This window comes from Rhizobium sp. BR 314 (assembly GCF_047445805.1).
In the GTDB taxonomy this organism is placed as follows: domain Bacteria; phylum Pseudomonadota; class Alphaproteobacteria; order Rhizobiales; family Rhizobiaceae; genus Rhizobium; species Rhizobium lusitanum_B.
This window is the reverse complement of record NZ_JARWLA010000003.1, coordinates 259,210-283,949: the sequence shown is the minus strand read 5'-3', so window position 1 is coordinate 283,949 and position 24,740 is coordinate 259,210. Positions and strand designations below refer to the sequence as shown.

General features: G+C 60.7%; 27 protein-coding genes. 11 read left to right on the top strand and 16 right to left on the bottom strand.

What is annotated here, in order from left to right; genetic code table 11:
* Positions 1–8 precede the first annotated feature (8 nt).
* The 3 genes from sdhA to sdhC all read right to left on the bottom strand — a co-directional run bounded on the left by sdhA (position 9) and on the right by sdhC (position 2,718).
* Positions 9–1,865 carry a succinate dehydrogenase flavoprotein subunit gene (gene sdhA / locus QD461_RS06300; RefSeq protein ID WP_184709754.1) on the bottom strand — a complete coding sequence of 619 codons (1,857 nt, stop codon included), beginning with the start codon at positions 1,863–1,865 and terminating at the stop codon, positions 9–11.
* Positions 1,866–1,872: 7 nt separating this feature from the next.
* Positions 1,873–2,253 (bottom strand): succinate dehydrogenase, hydrophobic membrane anchor protein, encoded by a 381-nt coding sequence (sdhD, locus tag QD461_RS06295; RefSeq protein ID WP_184709753.1) that lies wholly within the window; start codon positions 2,251–2,253, stop codon positions 1,873–1,875.
* 66 nt (positions 2,254–2,319) lie between these two features.
* Positions 2,320–2,718, bottom strand: coding sequence for a succinate dehydrogenase, cytochrome b556 subunit (gene sdhC, locus QD461_RS06290; protein ID WP_414086943.1), 399 nt, complete (start codon positions 2,716–2,718; stop codon positions 2,320–2,322).
* Positions 2,719–3,016: 298 nt separating this feature from the next.
* Here sdhC and QD461_RS06285 point away from each other — a divergent pair, with 298 nt between their 5' ends.
* Positions 3,017–3,421 carry a hypothetical protein gene (locus tag QD461_RS06285; protein WP_414086942.1) on the top strand — a complete coding sequence of 135 codons (405 nt, stop codon included), beginning with the start codon at positions 3,017–3,019 and terminating at the stop codon, positions 3,419–3,421.
* 78 nt (positions 3,422–3,499) lie between these two features.
* Here the strand turns inward: QD461_RS06285 and QD461_RS06280 are convergent, their stop codons facing one another.
* Genes QD461_RS06280 through tsaD form a run of 5 tightly spaced genes read right to left on the bottom strand, consistent with a single transcriptional unit; the run spans position 3,500 to position 7,006 of the window.
* On the bottom strand, positions 3,500–4,216 hold the full coding sequence (locus QD461_RS06280) for a class I SAM-dependent methyltransferase (protein WP_414086941.1): 717 nt from the start codon (positions 4,214–4,216) through the stop codon (positions 3,500–3,502).
* Positions 4,168–4,599 (bottom strand): EVE domain-containing protein, encoded by a 432-nt coding sequence (locus tag QD461_RS06275; protein WP_414086940.1) that lies wholly within the window; start codon positions 4,597–4,599, stop codon positions 4,168–4,170. Before QD461_RS06275 ends, QD461_RS06280 begins: the two co-directional genes overlap by 49 nt.
* Positions 4,600–4,602: 3 nt before the next feature.
* Positions 4,603–4,896 carry a YciI-like protein gene (locus tag QD461_RS06270; protein WP_414086939.1) on the bottom strand — a complete coding sequence of 98 codons (294 nt, stop codon included), beginning with the start codon at positions 4,894–4,896 and terminating at the stop codon, positions 4,603–4,605.
* A gap of 26 nt (positions 4,897–4,922) precedes the next feature.
* Positions 4,923–5,912, bottom strand: a complete 990-nt coding sequence (locus QD461_RS06265) for an NAD(P)H-dependent glycerol-3-phosphate dehydrogenase (protein WP_414086938.1) — start codon at positions 5,910–5,912, stop codon at positions 4,923–4,925.
* Positions 5,909–7,006, bottom strand: coding sequence for a tRNA (adenosine(37)-N6)-threonylcarbamoyltransferase complex transferase subunit TsaD (gene tsaD, locus QD461_RS06260; protein WP_414086937.1), 1,098 nt, complete (start codon positions 7,004–7,006; stop codon positions 5,909–5,911). The genes QD461_RS06265 and tsaD overlap by 4 nt, the downstream gene beginning before the upstream one ends.
* Before the next feature lie 84 nt (positions 7,007–7,090).
* Between tsaD and hemC the strand changes: the two genes are divergently transcribed.
* The 6 genes from hemC to QD461_RS06230 all read left to right on the top strand — a co-directional run bounded on the left by hemC (position 7,091) and on the right by QD461_RS06230 (position 13,027).
* On the top strand, positions 7,091–8,020 hold the full coding sequence (gene hemC, locus QD461_RS06255; protein ID WP_414086936.1) for a hydroxymethylbilane synthase: 930 nt from the start codon (positions 7,091–7,093) through the stop codon (positions 8,018–8,020).
* Between the two features lie 6 nt (positions 8,021–8,026).
* The gene (locus tag QD461_RS06250; protein ID WP_414086935.1) at positions 8,027–8,755 is read left to right on the top strand and encodes a uroporphyrinogen-III synthase; all 729 of its coding nucleotides are present in this window, start codon (positions 8,027–8,029) and stop codon (positions 8,753–8,755) included.
* Between the two features lie 79 nt (positions 8,756–8,834).
* Complete coding sequence (locus QD461_RS06245; RefSeq protein WP_414086934.1) at positions 8,835–10,088, top strand: COG4223 family protein; 1,254 nt, start codon at positions 8,835–8,837, stop codon at positions 10,086–10,088.
* 15 nt (positions 10,089–10,103) lie between these two features.
* Complete coding sequence (locus QD461_RS06240) at positions 10,104–11,711, top strand: heme biosynthesis HemY N-terminal domain-containing protein (RefSeq protein WP_414086933.1); 1,608 nt, start codon at positions 10,104–10,106, stop codon at positions 11,709–11,711.
* 112 nt (positions 11,712–11,823) lie between these two features.
* Positions 11,824–12,309 (top strand): TerB family tellurite resistance protein, encoded by a 486-nt coding sequence (locus tag QD461_RS06235; protein WP_414086932.1) that lies wholly within the window; start codon positions 11,824–11,826, stop codon positions 12,307–12,309.
* The gene (locus QD461_RS06230) at positions 12,302–13,027 is read left to right on the top strand and encodes a glutamine amidotransferase (protein ID WP_414087077.1); all 726 of its coding nucleotides are present in this window, start codon (positions 12,302–12,304) and stop codon (positions 13,025–13,027) included. Before QD461_RS06235 ends, QD461_RS06230 begins: the two co-directional genes overlap by 8 nt.
* A 94-nt stretch (positions 13,028–13,121) precedes the next feature.
* Here the strand turns inward: QD461_RS06230 and QD461_RS06225 are convergent, their stop codons facing one another.
* The gene (locus QD461_RS06225; protein ID WP_414086931.1) at positions 13,122–14,378 is read right to left on the bottom strand and encodes an MFS transporter; all 1,257 of its coding nucleotides are present in this window, start codon (positions 14,376–14,378) and stop codon (positions 13,122–13,124) included.
* A gap of 111 nt (positions 14,379–14,489) precedes the next feature.
* Here QD461_RS06225 and QD461_RS06220 point away from each other — a divergent pair, with 111 nt between their 5' ends.
* Positions 14,490–14,813, top strand: coding sequence for a YggT family protein (locus QD461_RS06220; protein WP_414086930.1), 324 nt, complete (start codon positions 14,490–14,492; stop codon positions 14,811–14,813).
* The gene (locus tag QD461_RS06215; protein ID WP_414086929.1) at positions 14,810–15,124 is read left to right on the top strand and encodes a DUF167 domain-containing protein; all 315 of its coding nucleotides are present in this window, start codon (positions 14,810–14,812) and stop codon (positions 15,122–15,124) included. The genes QD461_RS06220 and QD461_RS06215 overlap by 4 nt, the downstream gene beginning before the upstream one ends.
* 3 nt (positions 15,125–15,127) lie before the next feature.
* On the opposite strand, the gene ppa is transcribed toward QD461_RS06215, so the two are convergent.
* The 4 genes from ppa to QD461_RS06195 form a co-directional block, all read right to left on the bottom strand.
* Positions 15,128–15,664: an inorganic diphosphatase gene (gene ppa, locus QD461_RS06210; protein ID WP_184709720.1), complete on the bottom strand. Its 537-nt coding sequence runs from the start codon at positions 15,662–15,664 to the stop codon at positions 15,128–15,130.
* Between the two features lie 97 nt (positions 15,665–15,761).
* The gene (locus QD461_RS06205) at positions 15,762–16,268 is read right to left on the bottom strand and encodes an N-acetyltransferase family protein (protein ID WP_414086928.1); all 507 of its coding nucleotides are present in this window, start codon (positions 16,266–16,268) and stop codon (positions 15,762–15,764) included.
* A 200-nt stretch (positions 16,269–16,468) separates the two neighbouring features.
* Positions 16,469–18,286 carry a translational GTPase TypA gene (gene typA, locus QD461_RS06200; RefSeq protein ID WP_184709716.1) on the bottom strand — a complete coding sequence of 606 codons (1,818 nt, stop codon included), beginning with the start codon at positions 18,284–18,286 and terminating at the stop codon, positions 16,469–16,471.
* Between the two features lie 233 nt (positions 18,287–18,519).
* Positions 18,520–19,203 (bottom strand): glutathione S-transferase family protein, encoded by a 684-nt coding sequence (locus tag QD461_RS06195; protein WP_414086927.1) that lies wholly within the window; start codon positions 19,201–19,203, stop codon positions 18,520–18,522.
* A gap of 92 nt (positions 19,204–19,295) precedes the next feature.
* Between QD461_RS06195 and QD461_RS06190 the strand changes: the two genes are divergently transcribed.
* Positions 19,296–19,760 (top strand): MarR family winged helix-turn-helix transcriptional regulator, encoded by a 465-nt coding sequence (locus QD461_RS06190; RefSeq protein WP_414086926.1) that lies wholly within the window; start codon positions 19,296–19,298, stop codon positions 19,758–19,760.
* Positions 19,761–19,859: 99 nt separating this feature from the next.
* Here QD461_RS06190 and QD461_RS06185 read toward each other — a convergent pair whose 3' ends face one another.
* Together QD461_RS06185 and QD461_RS06180 are read right to left on the bottom strand one after the other, a co-directional pair.
* Positions 19,860–21,923, bottom strand: a complete 2,064-nt coding sequence (locus QD461_RS06185; protein ID WP_414086925.1) for a M3 family metallopeptidase — start codon at positions 21,921–21,923, stop codon at positions 19,860–19,862.
* Between the two features lie 97 nt (positions 21,924–22,020).
* A complete protein-coding gene (locus QD461_RS06180) occupies positions 22,021–22,662 on the bottom strand; it encodes a LysE family translocator (protein WP_184704291.1) in 642 nt (213 codons plus the stop codon).
* Positions 22,663–22,823: 161 nt separating this feature from the next.
* On the opposite strand from QD461_RS06180, the gene QD461_RS06175 reads away from it, so the two are divergent.
* A complete protein-coding gene (locus QD461_RS06175; RefSeq protein WP_414086924.1) occupies positions 22,824–23,306 on the top strand; it encodes a MarR family winged helix-turn-helix transcriptional regulator in 483 nt (160 codons plus the stop codon).
* 79 nt (positions 23,307–23,385) lie between these two features.
* On the opposite strand, the gene QD461_RS06170 is transcribed toward QD461_RS06175, so the two are convergent.
* A complete protein-coding gene (locus tag QD461_RS06170; RefSeq protein ID WP_414086923.1) occupies positions 23,386–24,609 on the bottom strand; it encodes an argininosuccinate synthase in 1,224 nt (407 codons plus the stop codon).
* Between the last annotated feature and the right edge of the window lie 131 nt (positions 24,610–24,740).

The window sequence follows — 24,740 nt, the reverse complement described above, 5'->3', positions numbered from 1 at the left end:
CTCTCAGATCAGTACACGCGTGCCTTCGGCTCGATCTTGTGCGGATCGATGCCTTCGGCGATCAGGTCGGTGTGAACGGGACGATAGTCGAGCTTCACGTCGCCGGCCTCGTTGACCCAGGCAAGCGTATGCTTGCGCCAGTTGTCGTCGTCACGGCCGGCAAACTTGCCCTCGGTGTAGTCCTCGCGGGCATGCGAGCCACGGCTTTCCTTGCGAGCCTCTGCGCCGTAGATCGTCGTGATGGCATTGGCCATCAGATTGTGCAGCTCGAGCGTCTCGACGAGGTCGGAGTTCCAGATCAGCGAACGGTCAGTGACCTTGATATCGGGCAGCTCCTTCCAGATCTCCGAAAGGCGGCGGCAGCCGGACTCCAGCGATTCCTGCGTACGGAACACCGCGGCATCTTCCTGCATCGCGCGCTGCATCTTCTCGCGCAGCGCTGCCGTCGGCGTCGAGCCGCTGGCATGGCGCAGGCGATCGAAGCGATCCATGATCTTGTCGCAGGCCGCAACGTTGAGCGCCGGAACCGGACCGTCGCGGTCGATGACCTGACCGGCGCGGATGGCAGCGGCGCGGCCGAAGACGACAAGGTCGATCAGCGAGTTCGAGCCGAGGCGGTTGGCACCGTGCACTGAAGCGCAACCGGCTTCGCCGACGGCCATCAAGCCCGGCAGCACGCGCTCGGGATTGTTGCTGTCGGCGTTCAGCACTTCGCCCCAATAATTCGTCGGAATGCCGCCCATGTTGTAGTGAACGGTCGGCAGAACCGGGATCGGGTCGCGGGTCACGTCGACGCCGGCGAAGATACGGGCGCTCTCGGAAATACCCGGCAGGCGCTCGTGCAGCACGGCCGGATCGAGATGGTCGAGATGCAGGAAGATGTGGTCCTTGTTCTTGCCGACGCCGCGACCCTCGCGGATCTCCAGCGTCATGCAGCGCGAAACCACGTCGCGCGAAGCAAGGTCCTTCGCCGAAGGAGCGTAGCGCTCCATAAAGCGCTCGCCCTCGGAATTGACGAGATAGCCGCCTTCACCGCGGGCGCCTTCGGTGATCAGGCAGCCTGAACCGTAGATGCCGGTCGGGTGGAACTGGACGAATTCCATGTCCTGCAGCGGCAGGCCGGCGCGAGCTACCATGCCGCCACCGTCGCCGGTGCAGGTGTGGGCAGACGTTGCCGAGAAATAGGCGCGGCCGTAGCCGCCGGTCGCCAGCACCACCATCTTGGCGGCGAAGCGATGGATCGTGCCGTCATCAAGGCACCAGGCGACGACGCCGGTGCAGCGGCTGCCATCGTCGGACATGATGAGGTCGAGCGCGAAATACTCGATGAAGAATTCGGCGTTGTTGCGCAGCGACTGGCCATAGAGCGTGTGCAGGATAGCGTGGCCGGTACGGTCGGCGGCAGCACAGGTGCGCTGCACCGGCGGTCCCTCGCCGTAGTTCTGCATGTGGCCGCCGAACGGACGCTGATAGATCTTGCCTTCCTCGTTACGCGAGAAGGGCACGCCGTAATGCTCGAGCTCATAGACCGCCTTCGGCGCTTCCATGACCATGTACTGCATGGCGTCAACGTCGCCGAGCCAGTCGGAACCCTTGACGGTGTCATAGAGGTGCCACTGCCAACTGTCTGGCGTCATGTTGCGCAGCGAAGCGGCAATGCCGCCCTGGGCGGCAACGGTGTGCGAGCGGGTCGGGAAGACCTTGGTGATGCAGGCGGTGCGGAAGCCCTGCTCGGCCATACCGAGCGTGGCGCGCAGGCCGGCGCCGCCGGCGCCAACGACGATCACGTCATAGGAGTGATCGACATATTTGTAGGCTTTCCCGTTTTGAGCAGCCCCATTCTGAGCGGATGAGTTCGGTGCCATGATGCATTTATCCTACGAACGCGATCTTCAGAATGGCGAAAAGACAGAGCCCCGCCAGAATGACCGCGAAAAACGTGTTGAGCATGAGAAGGACGATCTTGCCGAATTCGCCATGCACATAATCCTCGATGATGACCTGCATGCCGAGCTTCATGTGAATGATGCCGGAGATCACCATCAGGCCGAAGATGACGGCGACGAGCGGGTTCGACAGCGCGTGCACGACTTCCGCATAGGGCGCGCCAGCGTAGATCATCAGGAAGATGACGAAGAAAATGAAGAGCGGAACGTTGGCGACGGCGGTCAGGCGCTGGCGCCAGAAATGATCGGTGCCTTCCTTGGCGGAACCGAGACCGCGGACTTTGCCCAAAGGGGTGCGCATATCCATGAGAAATATCCTCTAAAGCATGATCCCGAAAGGCATCCCTGCGCTTCCGGAAACGATCACGCCAGTTCAACCCAGCCGGATGGCGATGCCGATGACCCAGACCAGTACGGTCAGACAGATCGAGGCGATGATCGTGATCTTGGCCATCTTCGTCGAAACCGCAGGATCGAAACCATAGCCGAGATCCCATACGAAATGGCGCAGACCGCCGAGCATGTGATGCAGCAGCGCCCAGGTATAGCCGAACAGAATGATCCGACCGACGATCGAGCCCATGATCCAGTTGACCAGGTCGAAATAGCCCTGGCCGGTCGCAGCGGCGATCAGCCACCAGGCAACCAGCACCGTGCCGAAGTAGAGCGCGCCGCCGGTAATACGATGGACGATCGACATGACCATGGTGGGAATTGGTTTGTAGATTTGCAGATGCGGCGACAAGGGCCGGTTTTGTGTGACGTTCGCCATCAGAACCTCGCGGCGTTACGATACGCTTAGAACCCGGAACTCCGGGGCAACGCGCGCACAGGACGTGCAGTGTGCGTTGCATCATTGCGACCATTAATCGCGGAAATGCCTATCGACAAGCACAATTGATGCCCGCATCGAATTTAATCGATTGGGATCGCTCTGCACTTTAGCGAGTATGCAAAGACGGGCTCCTCATTCCGAGCCGTTTACCATTTCATCAACCCTGACGTGGACTTCGCACCGCTCTTGGGGCAATCTGCCGTTAAGATTTTATTAACGGATGGAAACGGAGCGAATGATGAGTTCGAATCTTTTCAAGGCAGCAGTGCTCGTTTTGACGGCAGTGGCCACCGTTTCCGCGACCTCGGCGCTTGCAGGCGATTATCGACATTGGCGCCATCACGATCGTTCAGGCCTCGTGCGCTTGCCGCAGTTAGCGCCGTCGCTTGGCTTCAAGCAAGAGCAACCGGCCAGAATCGTACTCATGGACAGTCATGAGGCGGCAAGCACCGGCACCTATGCTGGCACGGCGGATGTCTACCGGGCCAACGGCGGGACTTACGTCGTCGGTTATAACGACTATGACCCATATGCACGCCTGGCAGCGCCGCAGCCGAGACCGCGCGCCAAGGTCATCAACGTCCACCACGCTCCAGACCCATGCTCACATGAAGCTGGTGTCTGCGTGATTCGCCCCTGAGGACCTCAAGGCCAGATCAGGAAAAATGCGCCGATGTTTCCGTCGGGAACAGCGCAAGGCCTGGATGTCTGACCGCTCTTAATCGGCGAGAAATTGCCAGACCGTCGTTTTCTTGACTTCGCTGTCCTCCAGCGCCCGCGTGACAGGCACCTGATAGGTCTCCTGCGGCTCCAGGCGATCCTTCGGAAGATAGGCGCGGCCGGGATCGCCGACCAGAACTGTCCTGCCTTCGCTCGCCAGGCCGCGTAACCAGGGAACGAGGCTCGCGGCAAAATCGCGATCGTAGAAGACGTCGCCGGCGAGAATGACGTCCGCCCCGACCAGGCGGCCAATGATGTCTTCTCTGGAAAAATCCACGGCAACGTTGTTTTCGACAGCATTCAGCCGGATCGCCGTACCCGCCCAGGGATCGATATCGACCGCGAGCACTTGGCTCGCGCCTGCACGCTTGGCCGCTATCGCGACGAGCCCTGACCCGCTGGCGAAATCAAGCACGCTTCTGCCGGCAACACTTTCCGGATGATCGAGGATGTAGCGTGCCAGACCCTGGCCGCCCGCCCAGGCAAAGGCCCAGAAGGGCGGCGGCAGACCGATCTCTTCCAGCTCCTCCTCCGTCTTCAGCCAGAGCTCATGCGCTTCGCTCGCCAGATGCAGCCGGATTTCCGGCACATGCGGCGGCGCCATCAGACTGGTATTGGCGCGGATGAAACTTTCCGGATCGGTTTTCAAAGAATCCTCGAACCGGATCAGACCGGCGGATTGTCCAGACCGCCCATGCGGCAGACTTCGAGCCATTCCTCGTCCGTTACCGGCTGCACCGAAAGCCGCATGGAGGTGACAAGCGCCATCTGCGCGAGCTTCGGATTGGCCTTGACGTCCTTGAGGGACACCGGCTTCGGCATGTCGCGGACAGCGCGGATATCAACGCATTCCCAGCGAAGATCGTCCTTGGCGGTCGAATCCGGATGCGCCAGCGCGCAGACTTCGACGACGCCGACAATCTCCAGCCCGTCATTGGAATGATAGAAGAAGCCCTTGTCGCCGAGCTGCATGGCCCGCATGTTGTTGCGGGCGAGATAGTTGCGCACGCCGGTCCACTCGGTCCCCTTGTCGCCGGCGTCCTTCTGCTGCTGCCACGACCAGGAGGCCGGCTCGGATTTATAAAGCCAGTGCGCCATGTCTCATGCCTCCGGATTGTTGAAAACCCAGTTGAACGGCTTGATCTCGACGCTCTCGAACAATCCGGCCTTCGTGTAGGGGTCGGCATCCGCGATGGCGACTGCGGCTTCGACATTTTCGGCCTTGACGACCACCAAGCTGCCATTCGGCTTGCCTTCGGTGTCGAGGAAAGGACCAGCCATCTTCAGAGTGCCTTCGGCATTGAGCTTGTTCAGATACTCCAAATGCGCCGGGCGCGTCTCCATGCGGACGTTCAGGTAACCGGGCTTGTCCTTGCAGACAAAGGCGAACAGCATGATTGGTCTCCTTCAGATATCCAAAACTATTCCGTGGTTATCGGCCGTGTCATCAATTGCCCGATGGCAGCGGAAATGTCGAGCTTGCCGTCGATGATGGCGGAAACGGCATCGGTGATCGGCATATCGACGCCAAGTTCATGCGCAAGCCGAGCCGCGATCGAGGCGGCATAGGCGCCTTCGACCAGAGTGCCGTGTGCCGGATCGACCGTCTCCCCCTCGCCAAGCGCGATACCGAATCTGAGATTGCGGGATTGATGGCTGGTGGCCGTCAGCACGAGATCGCCCAGACCAGACAACCCACGCACCGTTTCCGCCTTGCCGCCCTTGGCCGCGACGAAGCGCGACATCTCGGCGAGACCGCGACTGATGAGCGCCGCACGCGCCGAATCGCCAATGCCGCGGCCTTCGACGATGCCGCAGGCAATGGCGAGGACATTCTTCAGCGCGCCGCCGAGCTGTACGCCGATACGGTCATCCGATGCGTAAAGGCGGAAGGTCGGACCGGAGATCGCCTGCGCAAGCCTTTCGGCAACAGCCATATCGGCAGCGGCGATCGCCATGGCCGTCGGCAGACCCTTGGCGATGTCGGCAGCAAAGCCGGGTCCAGAAAGCACGGCGATGGCGTGCTGCGGCAGTTCCCGCTCGAGCATATCGGTCAAAAGGTCGCCGGAGACCTTGTCGATGCCCTTGGCGCAGGTGACGATGATGGCATCCTTGCCGAGATAAGGGCCGTAATGCCGGGCTGCATCCGCCTGCGCCTGCGAGGGCATGGCGAAGAGGACGATATCGGCACCAGAAATAGAGTCCGCTTCAGCGGAGAATTGCAGCGAATCCGGAAGCTCAATGCCGGGAAGAACGGCATCATGCATGCGATCTGCGGCGAGATCCTTCATCAGTCCGGCATTGCGTCCGACGAGCGTGACGTCGCTGCGGCCGGTGAGCGCGATGACGGCGGCAAGCGCTGTGCCGAAAGCGCCGGCGCCGATGACTGCAATCCGTTCGTTGCCGCTCATGCCTTCGCTCCTCGTTTGCCGTGGCCCAGGAGGGTTTCAGCCTTCTGATCCAGCGGCCAGCGCGAACGCGGCTGCACTTCGAGATCGTCAGGCGCTGCACCCGTCGCCATGCGCTCCAGTCCCGCCCAGGCGATCATGACGGCATTATCGGTACACAATCTCAATGGCGGCGCGATGAAGCGGAAGCCGTTAGCATCGCAAAGCTCCTGCAGCGTGCGGCGCAGCTCGAGATTGGCGGCAACGCCACCTGCCACGACAAGCGACGGCTTTTCCTCGGTCTTCGGAAACTCCGTCTTGAAGCGCTGCAGGCCGCGGCCGATCCGGTCCTTCAATGTGCGCGAGATCGCCTTCTGGAAGGAGGCGCAGATGTCGGCGATATCCTGCTCGGTGACGGGCGCAATGGCCGTCGCCGCCTGACGCACTGCTGTCTTGAGCCCGGAGAAGGAAAAATCGAGGCGTGCTTCACCCACCAGCGGTCGCGGGAGATCGAAGCGATCCGGATTGCCGTTTTTCGCAGCAGCCTCCACGGCCGGGCCGCCGGGATAGGGCAGTCCTAGAAGTTTCGCCGTCTTATCGAAAGCTTCGCCCAGCGCATCGTCGATGGTCGTCCCCCAGCGCTCATAGTCTCCGACGCCGCGCACGAGGATAAGCTGCGTGTGGCCGCCGGAAACAAGCAGCATGAGATAAGGAAAAGCAAGTCCATCGGTCAGCCGTGCCGTAAGAGCATGGCCTTCCAGATGGTTGATGGCGTATAATGGTTTGCCTGTGGCGCGCGAAATCGCCTTGCCGGTCATCAACCCGACAAGCAACCCGCCGATGAGGCCGGGGCCGGAGGTGGCGGCAATGGCATCGACGTCTGAGAGCGACACATTGGCGCGTTTCAATGCCTCGTCGATCAGGGTATCGAGCGCCTCGACGTGTGCCCGCGCGGCAATTTCCGGCACGACGCCGCCATAGGCGCTATGTTCGTCCAACTGGCTGAGGACGACATCGGAACAAACCGTAGGTGTACCGTCATCCCGGCGCTCGACAATGGCCGCAGCGGTTTCGTCGCAGCTTGTTTCGATGCCGAGAATACGAAGAATGGACGCCATGGAGAAAGTTCGTTGCCTACAGGTCGATTGCGGTAAAGCGGAAATATGGTTACGGGAACTGTCGGTAACAACGGATCAAAGCGGATGCAAACAAAACCTTTCCGGATCGGCACGCGGGGCAGCCCGTTGGCCCTCGCCCAGGCCTATGAGGCGCGCGACCGTCTGATGGCGGCTCACGGCCTCCCGGAGGAGATGTTTGAAATCGTCGTTCTGACCACAAAGGGCGACCGCATCACCGATCGCGCATTGGCGGCGATCGGCGGCAAGGGCCTGTTCACGGAAGAGCTTGAAGACAGACTGACTTCGGGCGAGCTCGACTTCGCCGTCCACTCCGCCAAGGACATGGCAACCAAACTGCCCGAAGGCCTGGCCCTGAACGCCTACCTGCCGCGCGAGGACATTCGCGATTCCGTCATCGGTCGCACCGCACGGAAGTTGATCGATCTGCCGCATGGCGCTACCGTCGGTTCCGCCTCGCTGCGTCGTCAGGCGCTGATCCGTCGTATGCGACCCGATATCAACGTCATTACATTCCGCGGCTCGGTCCAGACGCGCCTTCGCAAGCTGGAAGAGGGGCAGGCGGATGCGACGCTGCTCGCCGTTGCCGGCCTGAAGCGGCTCGGCAATGTCGAAGTTATCACCGATATTCTCGACCCGGATGAGTTCCCGCCGGCTCCGGCGCAGGGCGCAATCGCCATCGAAAGCCGCATCGACGATGTCAAGATGAACGATCTGCTTGCTGCGATCAACGACGCACCGACCTTCGATGCCGTCTCCTGCGAGCGCGCCTTCTTGGCAGCTCTCGACGGCTCCTGCCGCACGCCGATTGCCGGCTATGCAATCTGCGAGGGCGATCATCTGCGCTTCTTCGGCATGATCCTTACTCCCGATGGCAAACAGGTGCACACGACGACCATCGAGGGCCATCGCCGTGATGCCGAGGCACTCGGGGTCAATGCAGGCCAGGCAATTCGCGCCAAAGCGGGCAGCACCTTCTTTGAAGATTGGGTCTAGGATCCCATGCGCGTCGTCGTCACCCGCCCTCGGCACTCGGGTGAGCGCACCATCGAGCGATTGACGCGGATGGGCCATGAGGCACATTTGCTGCCACTGGCCGAGCCCGTTCATCATGTCGAAGACGCGAGGCGCGCACTCCTTCAGACCCAAGGCGCCATCGCCGTCACCAGTGCTGAAGCGATCCGGGTTCTGGCGGCATTGGAGCCGGATCTTTCGCAACACCTTGGCCGCCCGATCTTCGCGGTAGGAAAGGCAACGGCAAAGGAAGCGGCCAAACTTGGCTTCACCGACATCACGGCGTCGGAAGGCGGCGGTAACGAACTGGCAGCCCTGATTTCGAGCCATGCCACAGACAACGACGGAGCTTTGCTTCTTTATCTGGCGGGCTTTCCCCGCGCCACCGGTTTCGAGGCGGGATTGACCGGCCTGCAACTACCCTTCCGCACGGTCGAATGCTATCGGATGCAGGATATTATTCCCGACGACGCCACCCTTAGCCAGCTTTTCGTGGACCGGCCGGCAGATGCGGTGCTGCTCTACTCCCAGCTTACGGCGCAGCGCTTTTTCGGCCTGTCCTTTGTACAAAGAAATCAAACCCTGCTCGACGGGATACGTTTCCTCTGCCTGAGTGAAGCCATCGCCGAAGCGATTCCCGTGGCTCTTCACCCACATGTCGCCATCGCCGGCACGCCGGACGAAGACAGACTTCTGGCGCTGCTTGTCGCAGAGTAAGGCCGCAATTTTGATCTAAGGTCTTTCCATAATCGCCTTGTCTGTCTAACTTCGTTGCAGCGCATGAAAAGAGGACCTCATGGTACCGGGAAAACCGCCTAACCATTCGAAGCCCAAAAACGAGCCGGTCACGATCGACCTGGAAGCCGAAAAAACTGCGCAGGACGCAGCGCCCGAGGAATTAACGGAGCGCGGCCACGTCGAACCCGGTTCTTCCTCCGCCAATGAAGTGGAGATGCCGCTCGAAGCGGATAAGGAGCCGTTACCGGGGAAAGATCGGGAGCACGTGTTCGGCCCGCTCCCCGAAGAACCGAAAGCCGCTGAAGAACAGAAGCCCGATCCGGTGCCCCGTTCTGAGCAACCGAGACGGGAGGGAGCGACCTCCGGCCTGATCGCCGCCGGGATCGTCGGCGGCCTCATCGCTCTCGTTTGCGCAGGCGCGATCCAATATGCCGGCCTGTTGCCGGGCCGAGGCGCGGCCAAGGACCATTCCGCCGATATCGTCGCGCTCAACGCCGAAATCGACGAGCTGAAGCAGAGCATCGCCAAGCTTGCCGCAGCCCCCGCCGCGAAACCGGACAACGCACTTGCTGCCCGTGTTGCAGCACTCGAAACATCGACCGCCAACGGTACGCGAGGCGGATCGACTGGCGCTACGAGTGCCGATGCCGATCAGAAAATCGCCTCGCTGACAGCCGAGGTCGGTCAATTGAAAGCTGATCTCGGCAAGGCGACCCAAAGTCAGGCGACATCGGAGGCCGAGGTCAGCAAACGCCTCGATGACGCCGAGAAGAAGCTGAGCGGTCCCAACCAGGAAAGCGCGGTTGCCCGCGCCATTGCGGCAGCGGCACTAAAGGCCGCCATTGATCGCGGCGGCCCCTTCCGACCCGAACTCGATACGTTCGCCAATGTTGCGTCGGACGACCCTGCCGTCGCCGCTCTCAAGAATTTCGCCCAGACAGGCGTTCCCTCGCGCGCCGACCTTATCCGTCAGGTGACCGATGTCGCCACCGCCATCGTCGCCACCACGCAAAACAACGACCCGAACCAGAGCTGGACCGATCGATTGATGTCGGGTGCAAAATCCCTGGTGCAGGTGCGCCCCGTCGGCAATGTTCCGGGCGACGGCGTCGATGCGATCGCCGCACGGTTCGAAGACAAGGTGAAAAATGGCGATCTGCCGGGCGCGGTCAACGAATGGAACAGCCTGCCCGAGACGGCCAAATCCGCCTCCGCCGCCTTCAAGCAGTCGCTGGAAGCCCGCATCCGTGTCGAGGATCTGGTGAGCGACGCGCTGTCGAAGGCAATCGCCAATACCGGGAAACAGAACTAAGGACGGAGCGCAGCAATGATCAGACTGCTTATCTTCGCCATTCTCGTCCTGGCTCTCGGCTATGGCTTCTCGTGGCTGGCGGATCGCCCGGGCGATCTTTCGCTGGTCTGGGAAGGCCAGCTCTATCAGACCAGGCTGATCGTGGCTGCGGCAATCCTCATCGCCTTGATCGCTGCCGTCATGATCGTGTGGTGGTTCGTCCGGCTGATCTGGACCTCGCCGCATTCCGTGACCCGCTACTTCCGCGCCCGCAAGCGTGACCGAGGCTATCAGGCTCTGTCGACCGGGTTGATAGCCGCCGGGGCCGGCAACGCCCTGCTTGCACGCAAGATGGCGGCACGTACGCGTGGCCTCATCCGCGCCGACCAGGAACCGCTCATCAATCTGCTTGAGGCCCAAGCCGCCCTCATCGAAGGCAAAAACGACGAGGCACGCCAGAAATTCGAGCTGATGGCCAACGATCCCGAAACGCGCGAGCTCGGCTTGCGCGGGCTCTATCTCGAAGCCAAGCGCCTCGGCGCGCACGAAGCCGCGCGGCAATATGCAGAGAAGGCTGCCGATCAGGCGCCATACCTGCCCTGGGCCGCGCAGGCAACGCTGGAGTACCGCAGCCAGGCCGGCCGCTGGGATGATGCCATCAAGCTTCTCGACCAGCAGAAGGTCGCCCACGTCGTTGACAAGACGACGGCCAACCGCCAGCGCGCCGTGCTGTTGACGGCCCGCGCCAATGACAGGCTGGAGAGCGACCCGACAGGCGCCCGCGACGATGCGCTGGCTGCATTGAAGCTGGCGGCCGATTTCGTGCCGGCCGCCTTGATCGCTGCCAAGGCCCTGTTCCGCGAGGACAAGGTGCGCAAGGCCGCATCTATGCTCGAGCAGGTCTGGAAGGCGCATCCGCACCCCGAAATTGGCAAGGCCTATGTGCGCGCCCGCAGCGGCGATTCCGTCACCGACCGCCTTAAGCGTGCCGAACGGCTGGAGGCTATCCGTCCCAATAATGCCGAAGCCCTGCTTTTGACGGCCAAAGCGGCGCTGGACGCCGGCGATTTCGGCAAGGCTCGTAGCAAGGCCGAAGCTGCCGCAAGGATCGATGCCCGTGAAGGTGCCTTTCTGCTTCTCGCAGATATCGAGGAGGCCGAAACCGGTGATCAAGGCCGTGTCCGGCATTGGATGGCGCAGGCGCTGCGTGCTCCGCGCGATCCCGCCTGGGTCGCCGACGGCTTCGTTTCAGAAAGATGGTTGCCGCTGTCACCCGTGACAGGCCGCCTCGACGCCTTCGAATGGAAAGCACCCTTCGGCCAGATCGAAGGGCCGGTGGAAGAGGGAACGGCCGTATCCGTCGAAGCGATTCTGAAATCGCTGCCGCCGGTACGCGCCCCCGTCTCCGCAACCCCGCCGGAGACGCCGGCTTCACCGAAAGTTGCAGCGACGCCATCCGATACCTATGTCATGGAACTGGAGCCGGCTGCGGCAAAGCCCAAGCCGAGCGCATCGGTCGCAGCGCCGCAACCGGCGCAAGGGGAGCCCGAACCACGGCCCTTCTTCGGTGGCGCCCCGGATGATCCGGGCGTGAAAGATCGCAAGCTTGAACCGGAACCCAAGACACGGCTCAAGTTGTTCTAGTCTACGTCCGGCAAGACCGCGCTGCGGTTTTGCCGGAAATGCGCATGTAAACGAAGAAATCGGGCATGGTGACCCAAGACCCCTGCTCTGCTCGCATTAAGAACGGATACGGATGTTTGAACGATTTCAGGAATTTCTTCATAACCTGACCCAGGACCACCCGAAATCCGGCTTTGCACCCGACGATCCGCGTGTTGCGGTAGCGGCGCTCTGTATCCAGGTCATGGAGGCCGACGGCAAGATCGAGAACAGCGAGAAGAAGAGGCTGCGCAAGCTTCTGAAGGACCAATACGGCCTTGCAGGCCGCCAGCTCGACGCGCTGATCGCCGCCGGCGAAGAGGCCGAGAGCGAAGCGGTCGACTACTATCGCTTCACCTCAGATCTGAGGCGTCATCTCGATAGCGCGCAACGGCTTGAGCTGCTCGGCATCCTCTGGGATATCGTCTATGCCGACGGCGAACGCAGCGAAATGGAAGACCACGCAATCTGGCGCATTGCCGACCTCATGGGCATTTCCGACCGCGAACGCATCATGAAGCGCCAGGAGGCGGCTGCTCGCGCACCCGGCGTCAGGGTGGAGACCGGCAATGATGATTGAAGCGTCGAAGCGCACCGGGCGCCCCATATTGATCGTGCTTCATCAGGAGCGCTCAAGCCCCGGTCGCGTCGGCCAGATGCTTCTCGAAAAGGGCTATGACCTCGATATCCGCCGCCCTGTGCTCGGCGACCGCCTGCCTTCGACGCTCTCGGCCCACGGCGGCGCTGTGATTTTCGGTGGTCCGATGAGCGCCAACGATCCCGATGATTTCGTCAAGGCCGAGATCGAATGGCTGAAGGTGCCGCTCAAGGAAAACCGCCCCTATCTCGGCATCTGCCTGGGAGCGCAGATGCTTGCCCGCCATCTCGGCGCCAAGGTGAAGGCGCGCGATGATGGCAAGACCGAGATCGGCTGGTATGCGCTGAATTCCACGGAAAAGGGACGGCTGTTGATGCGCTGGCCGCAAATGGTCTACCATTTCCATCGTGAAGGCTTCGATCTGCCCCATGGCGCCGAGTTGCTGGCGACGGCGGAGACCTATCCCAATCAGGCCTATCGCTATGGCGCGAATGCCTGGGGTCTGCAGTTCCATGCCGAACTCACCCGCGCCATGATGCAGCGCTGGGTCGTACATGGCGAACACCGCTTCTGCATGCCGAACGCCCAGCAAGGCCGCGAACATCTTGAGGGGCGCATGATCTTCGACGCCGCGCTCAAAGCATGGCTATCGGAGTTCCTCGATCTGGTTTTCGAGGGCAAACAGGCGATGGCAGCCTGAAATGCCAGCTTGATCGGTCGCAACCACTGCCTGATCTTGTCACAGATCAAAGCGGGGATGGGGACCGGTCTGCCTAAATCGCCATCCCCAGCACTCAGACGGACTGCGGCTCACCGTCGCGGTCCGGCGCGTTCAAACTGTCGATCTGGCGAAGCTGCGGGAAGCCGGTCGCCCAAAGAAACGCAACCATAAGCGTGCCGAGACCACCGACGACCACGGCAGGGATCGCGCCGAAATAATGCGCCATGATGCCGGCGCGGAATTCGCCGAGTTCGTTCGACGCTCCGACGAAGACCATGTTGACGGCGTTGACGCGGCCACGGACGTGATCCGGCGTCCAGAGCGTAATCAAAGTTTCGCGGACATAGACCGAGATCAGGTCGGATGCGCCCATGAGGGCAAGGGCTGCTATCGACAGCCATGGCGTATGCGAGATACCGAATACCAGCGTTCCCACGCCGAACATGGCAACACCCGCGAACATGCAGATGCCGGCACGATTGCGGATGGGATAAGTCGCCAGAAATATGCCCATCGCGATCGCGCCGAAGCTTGGAGCGGCACGCAGCATGCCGAGGCCCCAGGGTCCGAGCGTCAGGATATCGCGCGCATAGACGGGCATCAGCGCGACTGCCCCGCCGAGCAATACGGCGAAAAGATCGAGCGAGACCGCGCCGAGTACCACCTTTTCCGACCAGATGAAGCGAAAGCCGGCAAGCATTTCGCTCAGGCTGCGCTTCTCATGGGCAACACGTTGCTGCGGCTTCGGGATAAGGAAGGTCAATACCGAGCCGGACGCAAAGAAAAGCACGGCCACCGTATAAGCAACGCTGGGGCCAACGCCGTAAAGCAAGCCGCCCGCTACCGGGCCAAGGATGGCGGCCGCATCCCATGACATCGAATTCCAGGTGATGGCGTTCGTCAGGTCTTCGGACGGGATAAGATTGGGCGCCAGCGATTGCATCGCCGGCGTCATGAATGCGCGCTCGACACCGAAAACCACGAGAATCATGAACACGAGAAGCGGCGCAAAACTGCCCGAGACGGTAAGAAACAGCAGCGCCGCCGCGCAGAGAGTGCCGACAAAAATGCAGATCGCCGCAATCAGGCGCCTGTTGTAGCGATCCGCAACCGTGCCCGTCACCAGAATGAGCAGGAGCGACGGCAGGAACTGCACCAGACCGATCAGACCGAGATAGAGCGGCTGGCCCGTGTGCTCGTACATCTGCCAGCCGACCGAGACGCTGACGACCTGAGTGGCAAATGCGGTGAGGAAGCGCGCGAAAAAGAAATAGGCATAGGCGATATGCCTGAAGGCGGCAAACCGGTCTCCGCTGGCAGCGAACGACATGGAGTAAGACTTTCCAAGCGGACATCCAGCGCAAAAGCGGCTGCCCGCCATTTAACATGATTCAACACGCTTCGGAGCATGGGGCTTGCTCGTTTAGTCGCCAATGTCTACATGTCTGTCAACCGCGAAATGGAGACAGACATGCTCGCCTTATTTCAAACCATTGATCTGGCTTTGAATCTTTATACTTGGGTGCTGATCGCCAGCGCCATCTTTTCCTGGCTCTATGCTTTTAACGTCATCAATTCGAGCAATCAGTTCGTCAACTCCGTCGGCAGCTTCCTGTATGCGGTCACCGAGCCGGCACTACGCCCGATCCGCCGCGTCCTGCCCGATCTCGGCGGCATCGACATCTCGCCGGTCATCCTGCTGCTGCTGATCTTCTTCATCCGCTCGCTGATGTGGAACTCGCTGGTTCCGCTGTTCCTGCGGTGAGCAGGCCTTGGCAGGCTTCTTCGGATCACCTGCGGCTATCCGTGCGTCTCACGCCCAATGGCGGGCGTGACGCGATTGACGGCGTCGAAACGGGCAGCGACGGCGAAAGCTACCTGAAGGCGCGCGTCTCTGTCGCTCCGGAAAAGGGCAAGGCCAACAAGGCACTGATTGCGCTGCTTGCCAAGAGCCTCGGTATCCCCAAATCCTCGCTTACATTGCTCAGCGGTGAAACCGCGCGTAAAAAAATCCTCCGGATCGAAGGCGAACCGGAGGATCTAGTGGTGAAATTAACCGCTATCGCGAAGGGTTGAATATCAGGCCTTTGCCTTCTTGGCGCGCTCGATAGCTTCAAGGATGAGTTCGCCAGCTTCCTTGGAGCCGCCCCAGCCGAAGATCTTGACCCATTTGCCGGGCTCCAAATCCTTGTAGTGCTCGAAGAAGTGCTCGATCTGCTTCAGCGTAATTTCGGGAAGGTCGGTATGTTCCTTGACCTTCTCGTAACGCAGCGTCAGCTTCGGCGACGGGACAGCGATGATCTTCTCGTCCTTGCCGGAATTGTCTTCCATCTTCAGCACGCCGATCGGGCGAACGTTGATGACGCAGCCGGGAACGAGCGGACGCGTGCTGGCGATCAGCACGTCGATCGGGTCGCCGTCTTCGGAGAGCGTGTGAGGAACGAAGCCGTAATTGCCCGGGTAGGTCATCGGCGTGTAGAGGAAACGGTCGACGACCAGCGTGCCGGCCTCTTTGTCCATTTCATACTTGATCGGATGACCGCCGACCGGCACCTCAACGATGACGTTGATGTCTTCGGGCGGGTTCTTGCCAATGGAAATCGCGTCGATACGCATACATGTCCCCTAATAAGGATGGTTGCCGCCCGCCAAATAATAGGATTCATGCCGCAACGCAACAACGCATCGGAAAACCGGCTGATTTAGTTGGCGCTTAAGGCCAGACGAAGCCGATCTTCTTCAGCTGTCTGTGGTCGAAAGTTTCGATGCCTTCGCAGAAATCGACACCGCCCTGGCCGCGATAGAAGCGATCCGCGTTTTCGTTTTCCTCGAGGCACCAGACGACCAGTCCCTTGCAGCCGAGCGACTTCAGGAGCCGGCGAGCCTCACCAAAGAGCATGCGTCCAAGGCCGAGACCCTGATATTGCGGACGCAGGTACAGTTCGTAGATTTCGCCCTCCTGCGGGAGAGCACGAGCCCGGTTGAGCCCAAGCGTAGCATAGCCTGCGATCTCGCCGGCAACATCCAAAACCAGAAGCGTGGCCGGGCCGCTGGTCGCCTTGCGCCACCAGGATTCGCCGCGCCGCTCGATCATCTGCCCGAGAGCGCGATGCGGAATGATGCCGGCATAGGTGTACTGCCACGCCTGGCGGTGCACCTCCGATATGGCTCGGGCATCATTGGGTTCTGCCCGCCGAACATCAATCGACAACGTCTTCATAACGTCTACTCTGGTCTTGCGAATGCGAATTAACCATCCTCATTTATAAAGATGGCAAACTTGCCCACAGGCTTTATCCGTGGATCATCAACAAAAATTAACGACTTTTTAACCTTTAGGACAAGGGCTCAAAAACCGAACACACAAATAAAAACCCCGGCACGATGGCCGGGGTCTCATGATTCCAGGCTGTTTGGCTATCAGGCCAGACGGGCCTTCTCGAAGCGCTTGCGCTCGTTGGGATCCAGATACATCTTGCGAAGACGGATCGACTTCGGCGTGACTTCAACCAGTTCATCGTCCTGGATCCAGGACAGAGCGCGGTCGAGGGTCATACGGATCGGCGGCGTCAGCTTAACGGCTTCGTCCTTGCCGGCGGCGCGGATGTTGGTGAGCTTCTTGCCCTTCAGCACGTTGACTTCGAGGTCGTTGTCGCGCGAGTGGATGCCGATGATCATGCCGGCATAGACCTTCTCGCCGGCGTCGATGATCATCGGGCCGCGGTCTTCCAGGTTGAACAGGGCGTAAGCCACGGCTTCGCCGGCTTCGTTGGCAAGCAGCACGCCGTTCACACGGCCGCCGATCTCGCCCTTGTACGGCTGGTAGTCATGGAACAGACGGTTCATGACGGCGGTGCCGCGCGTATCGGTCAGAAGTTCCGACTGATAGCCGATAAGGCCGCGGGTCGGAGCCAGGAAGACGAGGCGAACACGATTGCCACCCGAAGGACGCAGTTCGGACATTTCAGCCTTACGCTCGGACATCTTCTGCACGACGATGCCGGAATGCTCTTCATCGACGTCGATGACGACTTCTTCGATCGGCTCGAGAACCTGGCCGCTCTCGTCCTTGTGCATGACGACGCGCGGGCGCGACACGGCAAGCTCGAAGCCTTCGCGGCGCATGGTTTCGATCAGAACTGCGAGCTGCAATTCGCCGCGGCCGGAAACGTAGAACGAATCCTTGCCTTCAGCCTCTTCGATCTTCAGTGCGACGTTGCCTTCGGCTTCCTTGAAGAGACGATCGCGGATGACGCGCGAAGTGACCTTATCGCCTTCGGTGCCCGCATAGGGGCTGTCGTTGACGATGAAGGACATGGTGACGGTCGGCGGGTCGATCGGCTGTGCGACCAGCGGCTCAGAGACCTGCGGATCGCAGAAGGTGTCGGCGACGGTGCCCTTGGAAAGGCCGGCGATAGCGACGATGTCACCTGCCTGCGCTTCTTCGATCGGCTGGCGCTCGATGCCGCGGAAGGCGAGGATCTTCGAGATACGGCCGGTTTCGATGAGGTTGCCATCAGCACCGAGAACCTTGACGGCCTGGTTCGGCTTGATCGAGCCGGAATGGATACGGCCGGTGATGATGCGGCCGAGGAAGGGGTTGGCTTCCAGGATCGTGCCGATCATGCGGAATGGGCCTTCGCCTACGGTCGGCTCCGGAACGTGCTTGACGACGAGATCGAGAAGCGGGCCGAGGCCTTCGTCCTTCGGGCCATCGGGCGAGTAGTTCATCCAGCCATTACGGCCGGAACCGTAAAGGATCGGGAAGTCGAGCTGCTCGTCGGTGGCGTCGAGGTTGGCAAAAAGGTCGAAGACTTCGTTGATGACTTCGTCTGCGCGGGCRTCCGGACGGTCGATCTTGTTGATCGCAACGATCGGACGCAGGCCGACCTTGAGCGCCTTGCCGACAACGAACTTGGTCTGCGGCATCGGGCCTTCGGCAGCGTCGACGAGAACGATCGCGCCATCCACCATCGAGAGAATACGCTCGACTTCGCCGCCGAAGTCGGCGTGACCGGGGGTGTCAACGATGTTGATGCGGGTATCTTTCCAAACGACCGAGGTCGCCTTGGCCAGAATGGTGATGCCGCGTTCCTTTTCGAGGTCGTTCGAGTCCATGACGCGTTCGGCAACGCGCTGGTTCTCGCGGAAGGAGCCGGACTGCTTCAGAAGCTCGTCGACAAGGGTGGTTTTCCCATGGTCAACGTGCGCGATGATCGCGATGTTGCGAAGTGCCATATGTCTTAATCTCTGAGGCTGGGGCGCAGTGTCTAGTAAACACGCCAATTGCATTTGGCGCGCTCATACCCTTTTTTTCGCGAATGCGAAAGGGGGGAGGCAAGAAAGCAGCCGAAAGCCAGCTTTTCGTGCCTCACGAGCACATCAACCTCGCAGTTATAGTGAGGGTCCTCCGTTCTCCCTGCCGCCAAAATCAAAGGCTGCGCCCGCCTTCTTTAGGACCACGCCATCCGTCAAGCGGCGCGCTTCAGCAGCCAAGCGTCATGATTGACCAGGAAAATCTTGAGACGATCCGCATAGTCGTGCGTCACCGCATCCCGCACGCTTTGCCGTAAAGCCAATTCCGCGCGCCATGCCGCGACACGCCGCAGCCCATCGAAAACGCCGGTCGGTGTGATCGTATCGAACACTTCAAAATAACGGAAGATCGGAGCGAAAACCGCATCGACCAGGCTGAACGCCTCGCCCGAGAAAAAGGGACCATCCTTCAACTCCGTCTCGACGCGAGCGAACTTATCGGTCAGCGCTTTCCGCTTGGCCTCATAGGTTTCCTCATCCTTGGCAGTCTCAAATCCCCACAGGTCCGAAAGGATGGAAGAACCGAACTCCATCCAGCCGCGATGTCGGGCCCGCGCCAGCGGATCGGCCGGATGGAGCCGAGGACCCGGCTGGGTTTCCTCAAGATACTCACAGATCGCGGCGCTCTCGAACAGAACCGATTCAACCCCGTCATTCTCCCGCACGATCAGAAGCGGCACTTTGCCGAGCGGCGAAATGGCCAGAAACCAATCCGGCTTCGCCGACAGATCGACATACCGGATCTCGAATAGCGCGCCCTTCTCAGCAAGCGTGATGGCGGCTCGCTGGACGTAGGGGCAGAGGTGATGGCTGACGAGAACCAGTTTAGTATTGGGCATGATCGTATCTCCGAGAGTCTTCGCTCAATATAGATGTAATTGCATCTATATGCGCACTTGCCAGTCCGGTCAATATAGATGTAATTGCATCCATGTCCGATCGTTCAGATGTCAAAACCCCACGACCTTCGCCCGCGATCACGCGAGCGTGGATAGGCCTGATGCGCACTCAGCAAATCGTCCTCGCCGCGATCGAGCAGGACTTCAAGGCGGCGGAGCTGCCACCACTTGGCTGGTATGACGTGCTGTGGGAATTGACGCAGGCCGCGGCCGGAAAGTTGCGACCCTATGAGATCGAGGAGCGCACGCTCCTCGCCCAGCATAACCTGTCTCGCCTTCTCGACCGGATGGAGAAGGCTGGCCTCGTTTACCGCGAAGTATTTTCCGACGACGGCCGAGGCCGCTGGGTCATCATCACCGAAGCGGGAAGCGCCATGCGCAGCCGCATGTGGGCAGTCTATGCCCAGGCACTTCAACGCCACTTGGGCGATAAGCTGGACGATACCGAGGCAGATCAACTGGCCGGGCTTTTAGCCATGCTGTCGCGCAAGCCCTGATCGAGCGGGCAAATCAATCCGCAACGAGCATTACTAAAAAGCTTCAGTCGCCAAACTTGACCTTTGGCGACTGACTTTTTCTGCATCGAAACGCTAAAATCAGGCCGCTAGGCCCTTCTTCTTCAGCATGGCATCCGGGCTCGGCAGCTTGCCGCGGAAGGCCTTGTAGGTCTCTTCCGGGTCGATCGAGCCGCCAACGGAATAGATGTTGGCCTTCAATTTTGCCGCCATGTCCGCATTGAAGGCATCGCCGGTTTCCTCGAAGGCGGCGAAGGCGTCAGCGTCGAGCACTTCCGACCACATGTAGGAATAGTAGCCAGCCGAGTAACCGTCGCCGGCAAACACGTGCTGGAAGTGCGGCGTCGCATGACGCATCACGATCGATTTTGGCATGCCGATCTCAGCAAGCACTTCACCCTGCACCGCCATCGGGTCCTCGACCGCGCCGCGAGTGTGAAAGGCCATGTCGACCAGCGCCGACGACGTAAACTCGACCGTGTTGAAGCCGGCATTGAAGGTGCGGGCCGCCAGAACCTTGTCGAGCAGCGCCTGCGGGATCGGGGCGCCGGTCTCGTAGTGAACGGCATATTCCTTGAGAATGGCGGGCACCGTCAGCCAGTGCTCATAGAGCTGAGAGGGCAGCTCGACGAAGTCGCGGGAAACGCCGGTGCCCGATACCGAGGGATAGGTGACGTTGGAAAGCATGCCGTGCAGGGCGTGGCCGAATTCGTGGAACAGCGTGCGCGCATCGTCGAGCGACAACAGCGCAGGCTTGCCCTCCGCCGGCTTGGCAAAGTTGCAGACATTGTAGATAATCGGCAGTTCGCCGACATGGCCGTTCTTGAGCGGCAGCCTGTGCTGCGACTGGAACGAACTCATCCAGGCACCGGAACGCTTCGAGCTGCGGGCGAAATAATCGCCGAGGAACAGGGCGACAAGCTTGTCGGAACGATCACGGATCTCGAAGACGCGCACGTCGGGATGATAGGCGGGAACGCCCTTCTGCTCGACCGCCTTGATACCGAAAAGGCGACCGGCGACATCGAAGCAGGCGGTGATGATCTTTTCGAGCTGCAGATAGGGCTTCAGCTCCGTTTCGGAGAAATCGAACTTCCGCGTCCGGATCTTCTCAGCATAGTGGCGCCAGTCCCAGGGCATGACCTCGTGATTGCGGCCCTCCTCAGTGATCAGCGCGGCGATGTCCTTTTCTTCCTCGCCGGCTCGAGCCGCCGCCTTCGACCATACGGCCATCAGCAGATCGTTTACGGCCGTCGGAGTCTTCGCCATGGTATTGTCGAGCTTCAGCTCGGCAAAGTTGGCATAGCCGAGCAGCTTGGCCTTCTCCGCCCGCAGCGCCAGCGTTTCGCGGATGATCTCGCGATTGTCGGTCTTGCCGCCATTGGCACCGCGCGCCACCCAGGCGCTGAAGGCCTGCTCGCGCAAATCGCGACGCTCGGACGAGGTCAGGAACGGCTCGATGATCGAGCGCGACAGGGTGACGGCATATTTGCCCTCCTCGCCGCGTTCGCGCGCTGCCGCCGTCATGGCGTCGCGCAGATAGTCGGGAAGTCCGGCGAGGTCCGCCTCTTCGGACAGCAGGAGCGCCCAGCTCTTTTCATCGGCAAGTACGTTCTGCCCGAATTGCGCACCGAGACCGGCTAGCTTCTCGTTGACTGCCGAGAGCCGATCCTGCTCCGCTTTCGGCAGCTTGGCACCCGCCTTGACGAAGCCCTTCCAGTGCCGCTCCAGCACGCGGGTCTCTTCCAGCGTCAGGCCAAGCGTGTCACGGCTGTCCCACAGCGTATCGATGCGCGCGAAGAGCGCGGCATTCGTGCCGATCTTTGAATAATGCCGCGCCATCTTCGGCGCGATCTCACGCTCCAGCGCCTGAATGGTCTCGTTGGTATGCGCGCCAGCCTTGTTCCAGAAGAGCGCCGAAATGCGCGACAGCTCATCGCCGGCGAGCTCAAGCGCAATCACCGTATTGGCGAAGGTCGGCGTTTGCGTGTCGGCAGCGATCGCATCGATCTCCGCCTCATGCGCGGCAAACGCCGCATCGAACGCAGCTGCAAAATCCGTATCCTTCACCGCGTCGAAACGCGGCAGCCCCTGGTGTCCGGTCCATTCGATGAGCGCAGGATTGACGGCGGCAAGAGAAGACATTCAGGGCATCCTTTCGACAGACATCTGATCGAAGCACGATATAAGGCTACCCCCGCCGAATTGGTATGGCGGGGCGAAACAAATTCATTGAGGAAGATCAGGCCTTGCGCCAGCCGAGCAGACCCGGCGTTGCGTGCAGAAGCGCCTGCGCGGCAAATCCCATGAAGAGTACACCGGAGCAGCGCACGATCAGGCGCTCATGCGCGCGATAGAAGCGCCGCACGGCGCCGGCTCCGATGATGCTGATGAGAATAATGTCGGCCGTTATGAAGCCGGCGAAGGAAACGGTCAGCAGCAGCGGCAGCGCGCTGAAGGTCAGTGCACCGGCGGAACCGGCGACAAGGGCCGTGAAGGTCGCGAGCGCCACGGGATACCCCTTCGGATTGGTGACGCCGAAGATTAGGCCGCGGCGAAAGGGGCGATCGACATTGATAAGCGCCTGGCCGTCGCCCTTCGGCTTGGCTGTTACGGCATTCCAGCCGATCCAGGCAAGATAGAAGCCGCACATCAGTCCAAGCAGATCGAAGACGAAGGTGCCGATGGTCTTGGCGCCGACGATGGCGATCAATGCAAGCGTCGACCAGATGAGGTCGCCCAGCAGGTGGCCGCTGACGAAGAATGCGCCAGCCTTGCGTCCCTGCCCCGCCCCGATGCCGAGCAGCGCCAGAAAGGCGGGACCGGGAATCAGCACATAGAACAGCGCCGCTAAAAAAGCGCCGACAACAAGCGATTGTGTCATGAGCGGGGATCCTTACTGCTGATCCCGCGAGAGTAGCAACATCCCAGATACGGTCAAGTTGCCGTTCTTTTGTGACGGAAGAAGACGTTGTGTTCATACGCTTAAACCAATAAGAACGTGGTTGGGGCCCCAAAATGAAAAGCGTAGGTAGGGAAACGCTTATGAACAGCAGGATTAATACGGATTCGCTCGCTTTTCTTGTGAGCGATTGCGCCCGTTTGATCAGGACAGCCTTCGAGCGACGCATTCTTGTCGCTGGGCTCGGTCTGACGGCGGGCGAAGCAAGAACCTTGATGCAGGTCGCCGCCATCAACGGCAGCCGGCAACTCGACATCGCCTCCCGGATGGGGCTGGAGCCGATGACAGTCAGCGCTTTTCTGGACAAATTACAGGCTCGAGGCCTGATCGAGCGTCAGCCCGATCCGCTCGACCGTCGCGCCAAGAGGATCGTGCTTTCGGAATCGGCCCAGGCCAAGCTGCAGCAGATCGACAAGGAAGTCTGCGAGGTCGAACGCAATGCGACGCAAGGCTTCGATCAAGGACTGCAACTGCAGTTGCATGATGCGCTCTGCGCATTCCGCAGCAATCTGCAGAAAGTCGAAGTGCCGGCAGAGATCGAGCGCGAACTGAGGCCGGTGGACTAAACGCCAGCAGCCTTTTCGTTTCGGMAAAWAAAAACCCGCCTCTGGTGACCAGAGGCGGGCTTCTTCATTTCAATGGCACTTACTTCGACAGGTTGCGCTTGCCGAGCGTGCGCAGGCGCAGCGCGTTGAGCTTGATGAAGCCGGCCGCATCCTTCTGGTCGTAGGCGCCCTGGTCGTCCTCGAACGTCACCAGCTTGTCCGAATAGAGCGACTTCGGGCTTTCGCGGCCGGTGACCATGACATTACCCTTGTAGAGCTTCAGCGTCACTTCGCCTTCGACATGCTCCTGGCTCTTGTCGATCAGGGCCTGCAGCATTTCGCGTTCCGGCGAGAACCAGAAGCCGTAATAGATCAGCTCGGCATAGCGCGGCATCAGCTCGTCCTTGAGGTGCGCGGCACCGCGATCGAGCGTGATGGATTCGATGGCGCGATGGGCTGCGAGCAGGATCGTGCCGCCGGGGGTCTCGTACACGCCGCGCGACTTCATGCCGACGAAGCGGTTCTCGACGAGGTCGAGGCGGCCGATGCCGTTGTCGCGACCATATTCGTTCAGCTTCGCAAGCAGGGTTGCCGGGCTCAGGCGCTGACCATTGATCGAAACGGCATCGCCCTTTTCGAAGCCGACCTTAATGATGGTGGCCTTGTCCGGAGCGGCTTCCGGAGAAATCGTGCGCATATGCACGTATTCCGGTGCTTCCTGCGCCGGATCTTCCAGAACCTTACCTTCGGAGGAGGAGTGCAGCAGGTTGGCGTCGACGGAGAACGGCGCCTCGCCCTTCTTGTCCTTGGCAACCGGGATCTGGTGCTTCTCGGCGAATTCGAGCAGGTCGGTACGGCTCTTGAACGACCAATCGCGCCACGGAGCGATGATCTTGATGTCCGGGTTCAGCGCGTAGGCCGAAAGCTCGAAGCGAACCTGGTCGTTACCCTTGCCGGTCGCGCCGTGCGCGATGGCGTCGGCGCCGGTCTTCTTGGCGATCTCGATCAGATGCTTGGAGATCAGCGGACGGGCAATCGAGGTGCCGAGCAGGTAGACGCCTTCGTAGACGGCATTGGCACGGAACATTGGGAAGACGAAATCGCGCACGAACTCCTCGCGCACGTCCTCGATGTAGATTTCCTTGATGCCGAGCAGTTCGGCCTTCTTGCGCGCCGGCTCCAGCTCTTCGCCCTGCCCAAGATCGGCGGTGAAGGTCACGACTTCGGCGCCCAGCTCCGTCTGCAGCCACTTCAGGATAATCGAGGTGTCGAGGCCGCCGGAATAGGCGAGAACGACTTTCTTCACGTCTTTATGTGATGCCATGATGAGTTCCGTTTGACGGCGAGCCAGGGAAGAGGCCCGCAAACCTGTATCGCGGAACTTTTAGCGAGATTATCGTGAGGCGCAAGGGGAAGCGCTGCTTGGGGGCCTCGGCGAGTTTGACACCTCCTCGC

Bases quoted from the DNA above. Each gene is read 5' to 3' on its own strand.
- QD461_RS06265 (WP_414086938.1), bottom strand. From the start codon at position 5,912: ATGAGCGGCAACGAACGGATTGCAGTCATCGGCGCCGGCGCTTTCGGC.
- QD461_RS06225 (WP_414086931.1), bottom strand. From the start codon at position 14,378: ATGTCGTTCGCTGCCAGCGGAGACCGGTTTGCCGCCTTCAGGCATATC.
- tsaD (WP_414086937.1), bottom strand. From the start codon at position 7,006: ATGGCGTCCATTCTTCGTATTCTCGGCATCGAAACAAGCTGCGACGAA.
- QD461_RS06250 (WP_414086935.1), top strand. From the start codon at position 8,027: ATGCGCGTCGTCGTCACCCGCCCTCGGCACTCGGGTGAGCGCACCATC.
- QD461_RS06245 (WP_414086934.1), top strand. From the start codon at position 8,835: ATGGTACCGGGAAAACCGCCTAACCATTCGAAGCCCAAAAACGAGCCG.
- QD461_RS06170 (WP_414086923.1), bottom strand. From the start codon at position 24,609: ATGGCATCACATAAAGACGTGAAGAAAGTCGTTCTCGCCTATTCCGGC.
- QD461_RS06195 (WP_414086927.1), bottom strand. From the start codon at position 19,203: ATGCCCAATACTAAACTGGTTCTCGTCAGCCATCACCTCTGCCCCTAC.
- QD461_RS06180 (WP_184704291.1), bottom strand. From the start codon at position 22,662: ATGACACAATCGCTTGTTGTCGGCGCTTTTTTAGCGGCGCTGTTCTAT.
- QD461_RS06270 (WP_414086939.1), bottom strand. From the start codon at position 4,896: ATGCTGTTCGCCTTTGTCTGCAAGGACAAGCCCGGTTACCTGAACGTC.
- QD461_RS06220 (WP_414086930.1), top strand. From the start codon at position 14,490: ATGTCTGTCAACCGCGAAATGGAGACAGACATGCTCGCCTTATTTCAA.
- QD461_RS06240 (WP_414086933.1), top strand. From the start codon at position 10,104: ATGATCAGACTGCTTATCTTCGCCATTCTCGTCCTGGCTCTCGGCTAT.
- QD461_RS06285 (WP_414086942.1), top strand. From the start codon at position 3,017: ATGATGAGTTCGAATCTTTTCAAGGCAGCAGTGCTCGTTTTGACGGCA.
- sdhA (WP_184709754.1), bottom strand. From the start codon at position 1,865: ATGGCACCGAACTCATCCGCTCAGAATGGGGCTGCTCAAAACGGGAAA.
- sdhC (WP_414086943.1), bottom strand. From the start codon at position 2,718: ATGGCGAACGTCACACAAAACCGGCCCTTGTCGCCGCATCTGCAAATC.
- QD461_RS06190 (WP_414086926.1), top strand. From the start codon at position 19,296: ATGTCCGATCGTTCAGATGTCAAAACCCCACGACCTTCGCCCGCGATC.
- hemC (WP_414086936.1), top strand. From the start codon at position 7,091: ATGCAAACAAAACCTTTCCGGATCGGCACGCGGGGCAGCCCGTTGGCC.
- ppa (WP_184709720.1), bottom strand. From the start codon at position 15,664: ATGCGTATCGACGCGATTTCCATTGGCAAGAACCCGCCCGAAGACATC.
- QD461_RS06275 (WP_414086940.1), bottom strand. From the start codon at position 4,599: ATGGCGCACTGGCTTTATAAATCCGAGCCGGCCTCCTGGTCGTGGCAG.
- QD461_RS06280 (WP_414086941.1), bottom strand. From the start codon at position 4,216: ATGGCTCGAAGTCTGCCGCATGGGCGGTCTGGACAATCCGCCGGTCTG.
- QD461_RS06175 (WP_414086924.1), top strand. From the start codon at position 22,824: ATGAACAGCAGGATTAATACGGATTCGCTCGCTTTTCTTGTGAGCGAT.
- sdhD (WP_184709753.1), bottom strand. From the start codon at position 2,253: ATGGATATGCGCACCCCTTTGGGCAAAGTCCGCGGTCTCGGTTCCGCC.
- QD461_RS06185 (WP_414086925.1), bottom strand. From the start codon at position 21,923: ATGTCTTCTCTTGCCGCCGTCAATCCTGCGCTCATCGAATGGACCGGA.
- QD461_RS06235 (WP_414086932.1), top strand. From the start codon at position 11,824: ATGTTTGAACGATTTCAGGAATTTCTTCATAACCTGACCCAGGACCAC.
- QD461_RS06205 (WP_414086928.1), bottom strand. From the start codon at position 16,268: ATGAAGACGTTGTCGATTGATGTTCGGCGGGCAGAACCCAATGATGCC.
- QD461_RS06230 (WP_414087077.1), top strand. From the start codon at position 12,302: ATGATTGAAGCGTCGAAGCGCACCGGGCGCCCCATATTGATCGTGCTT.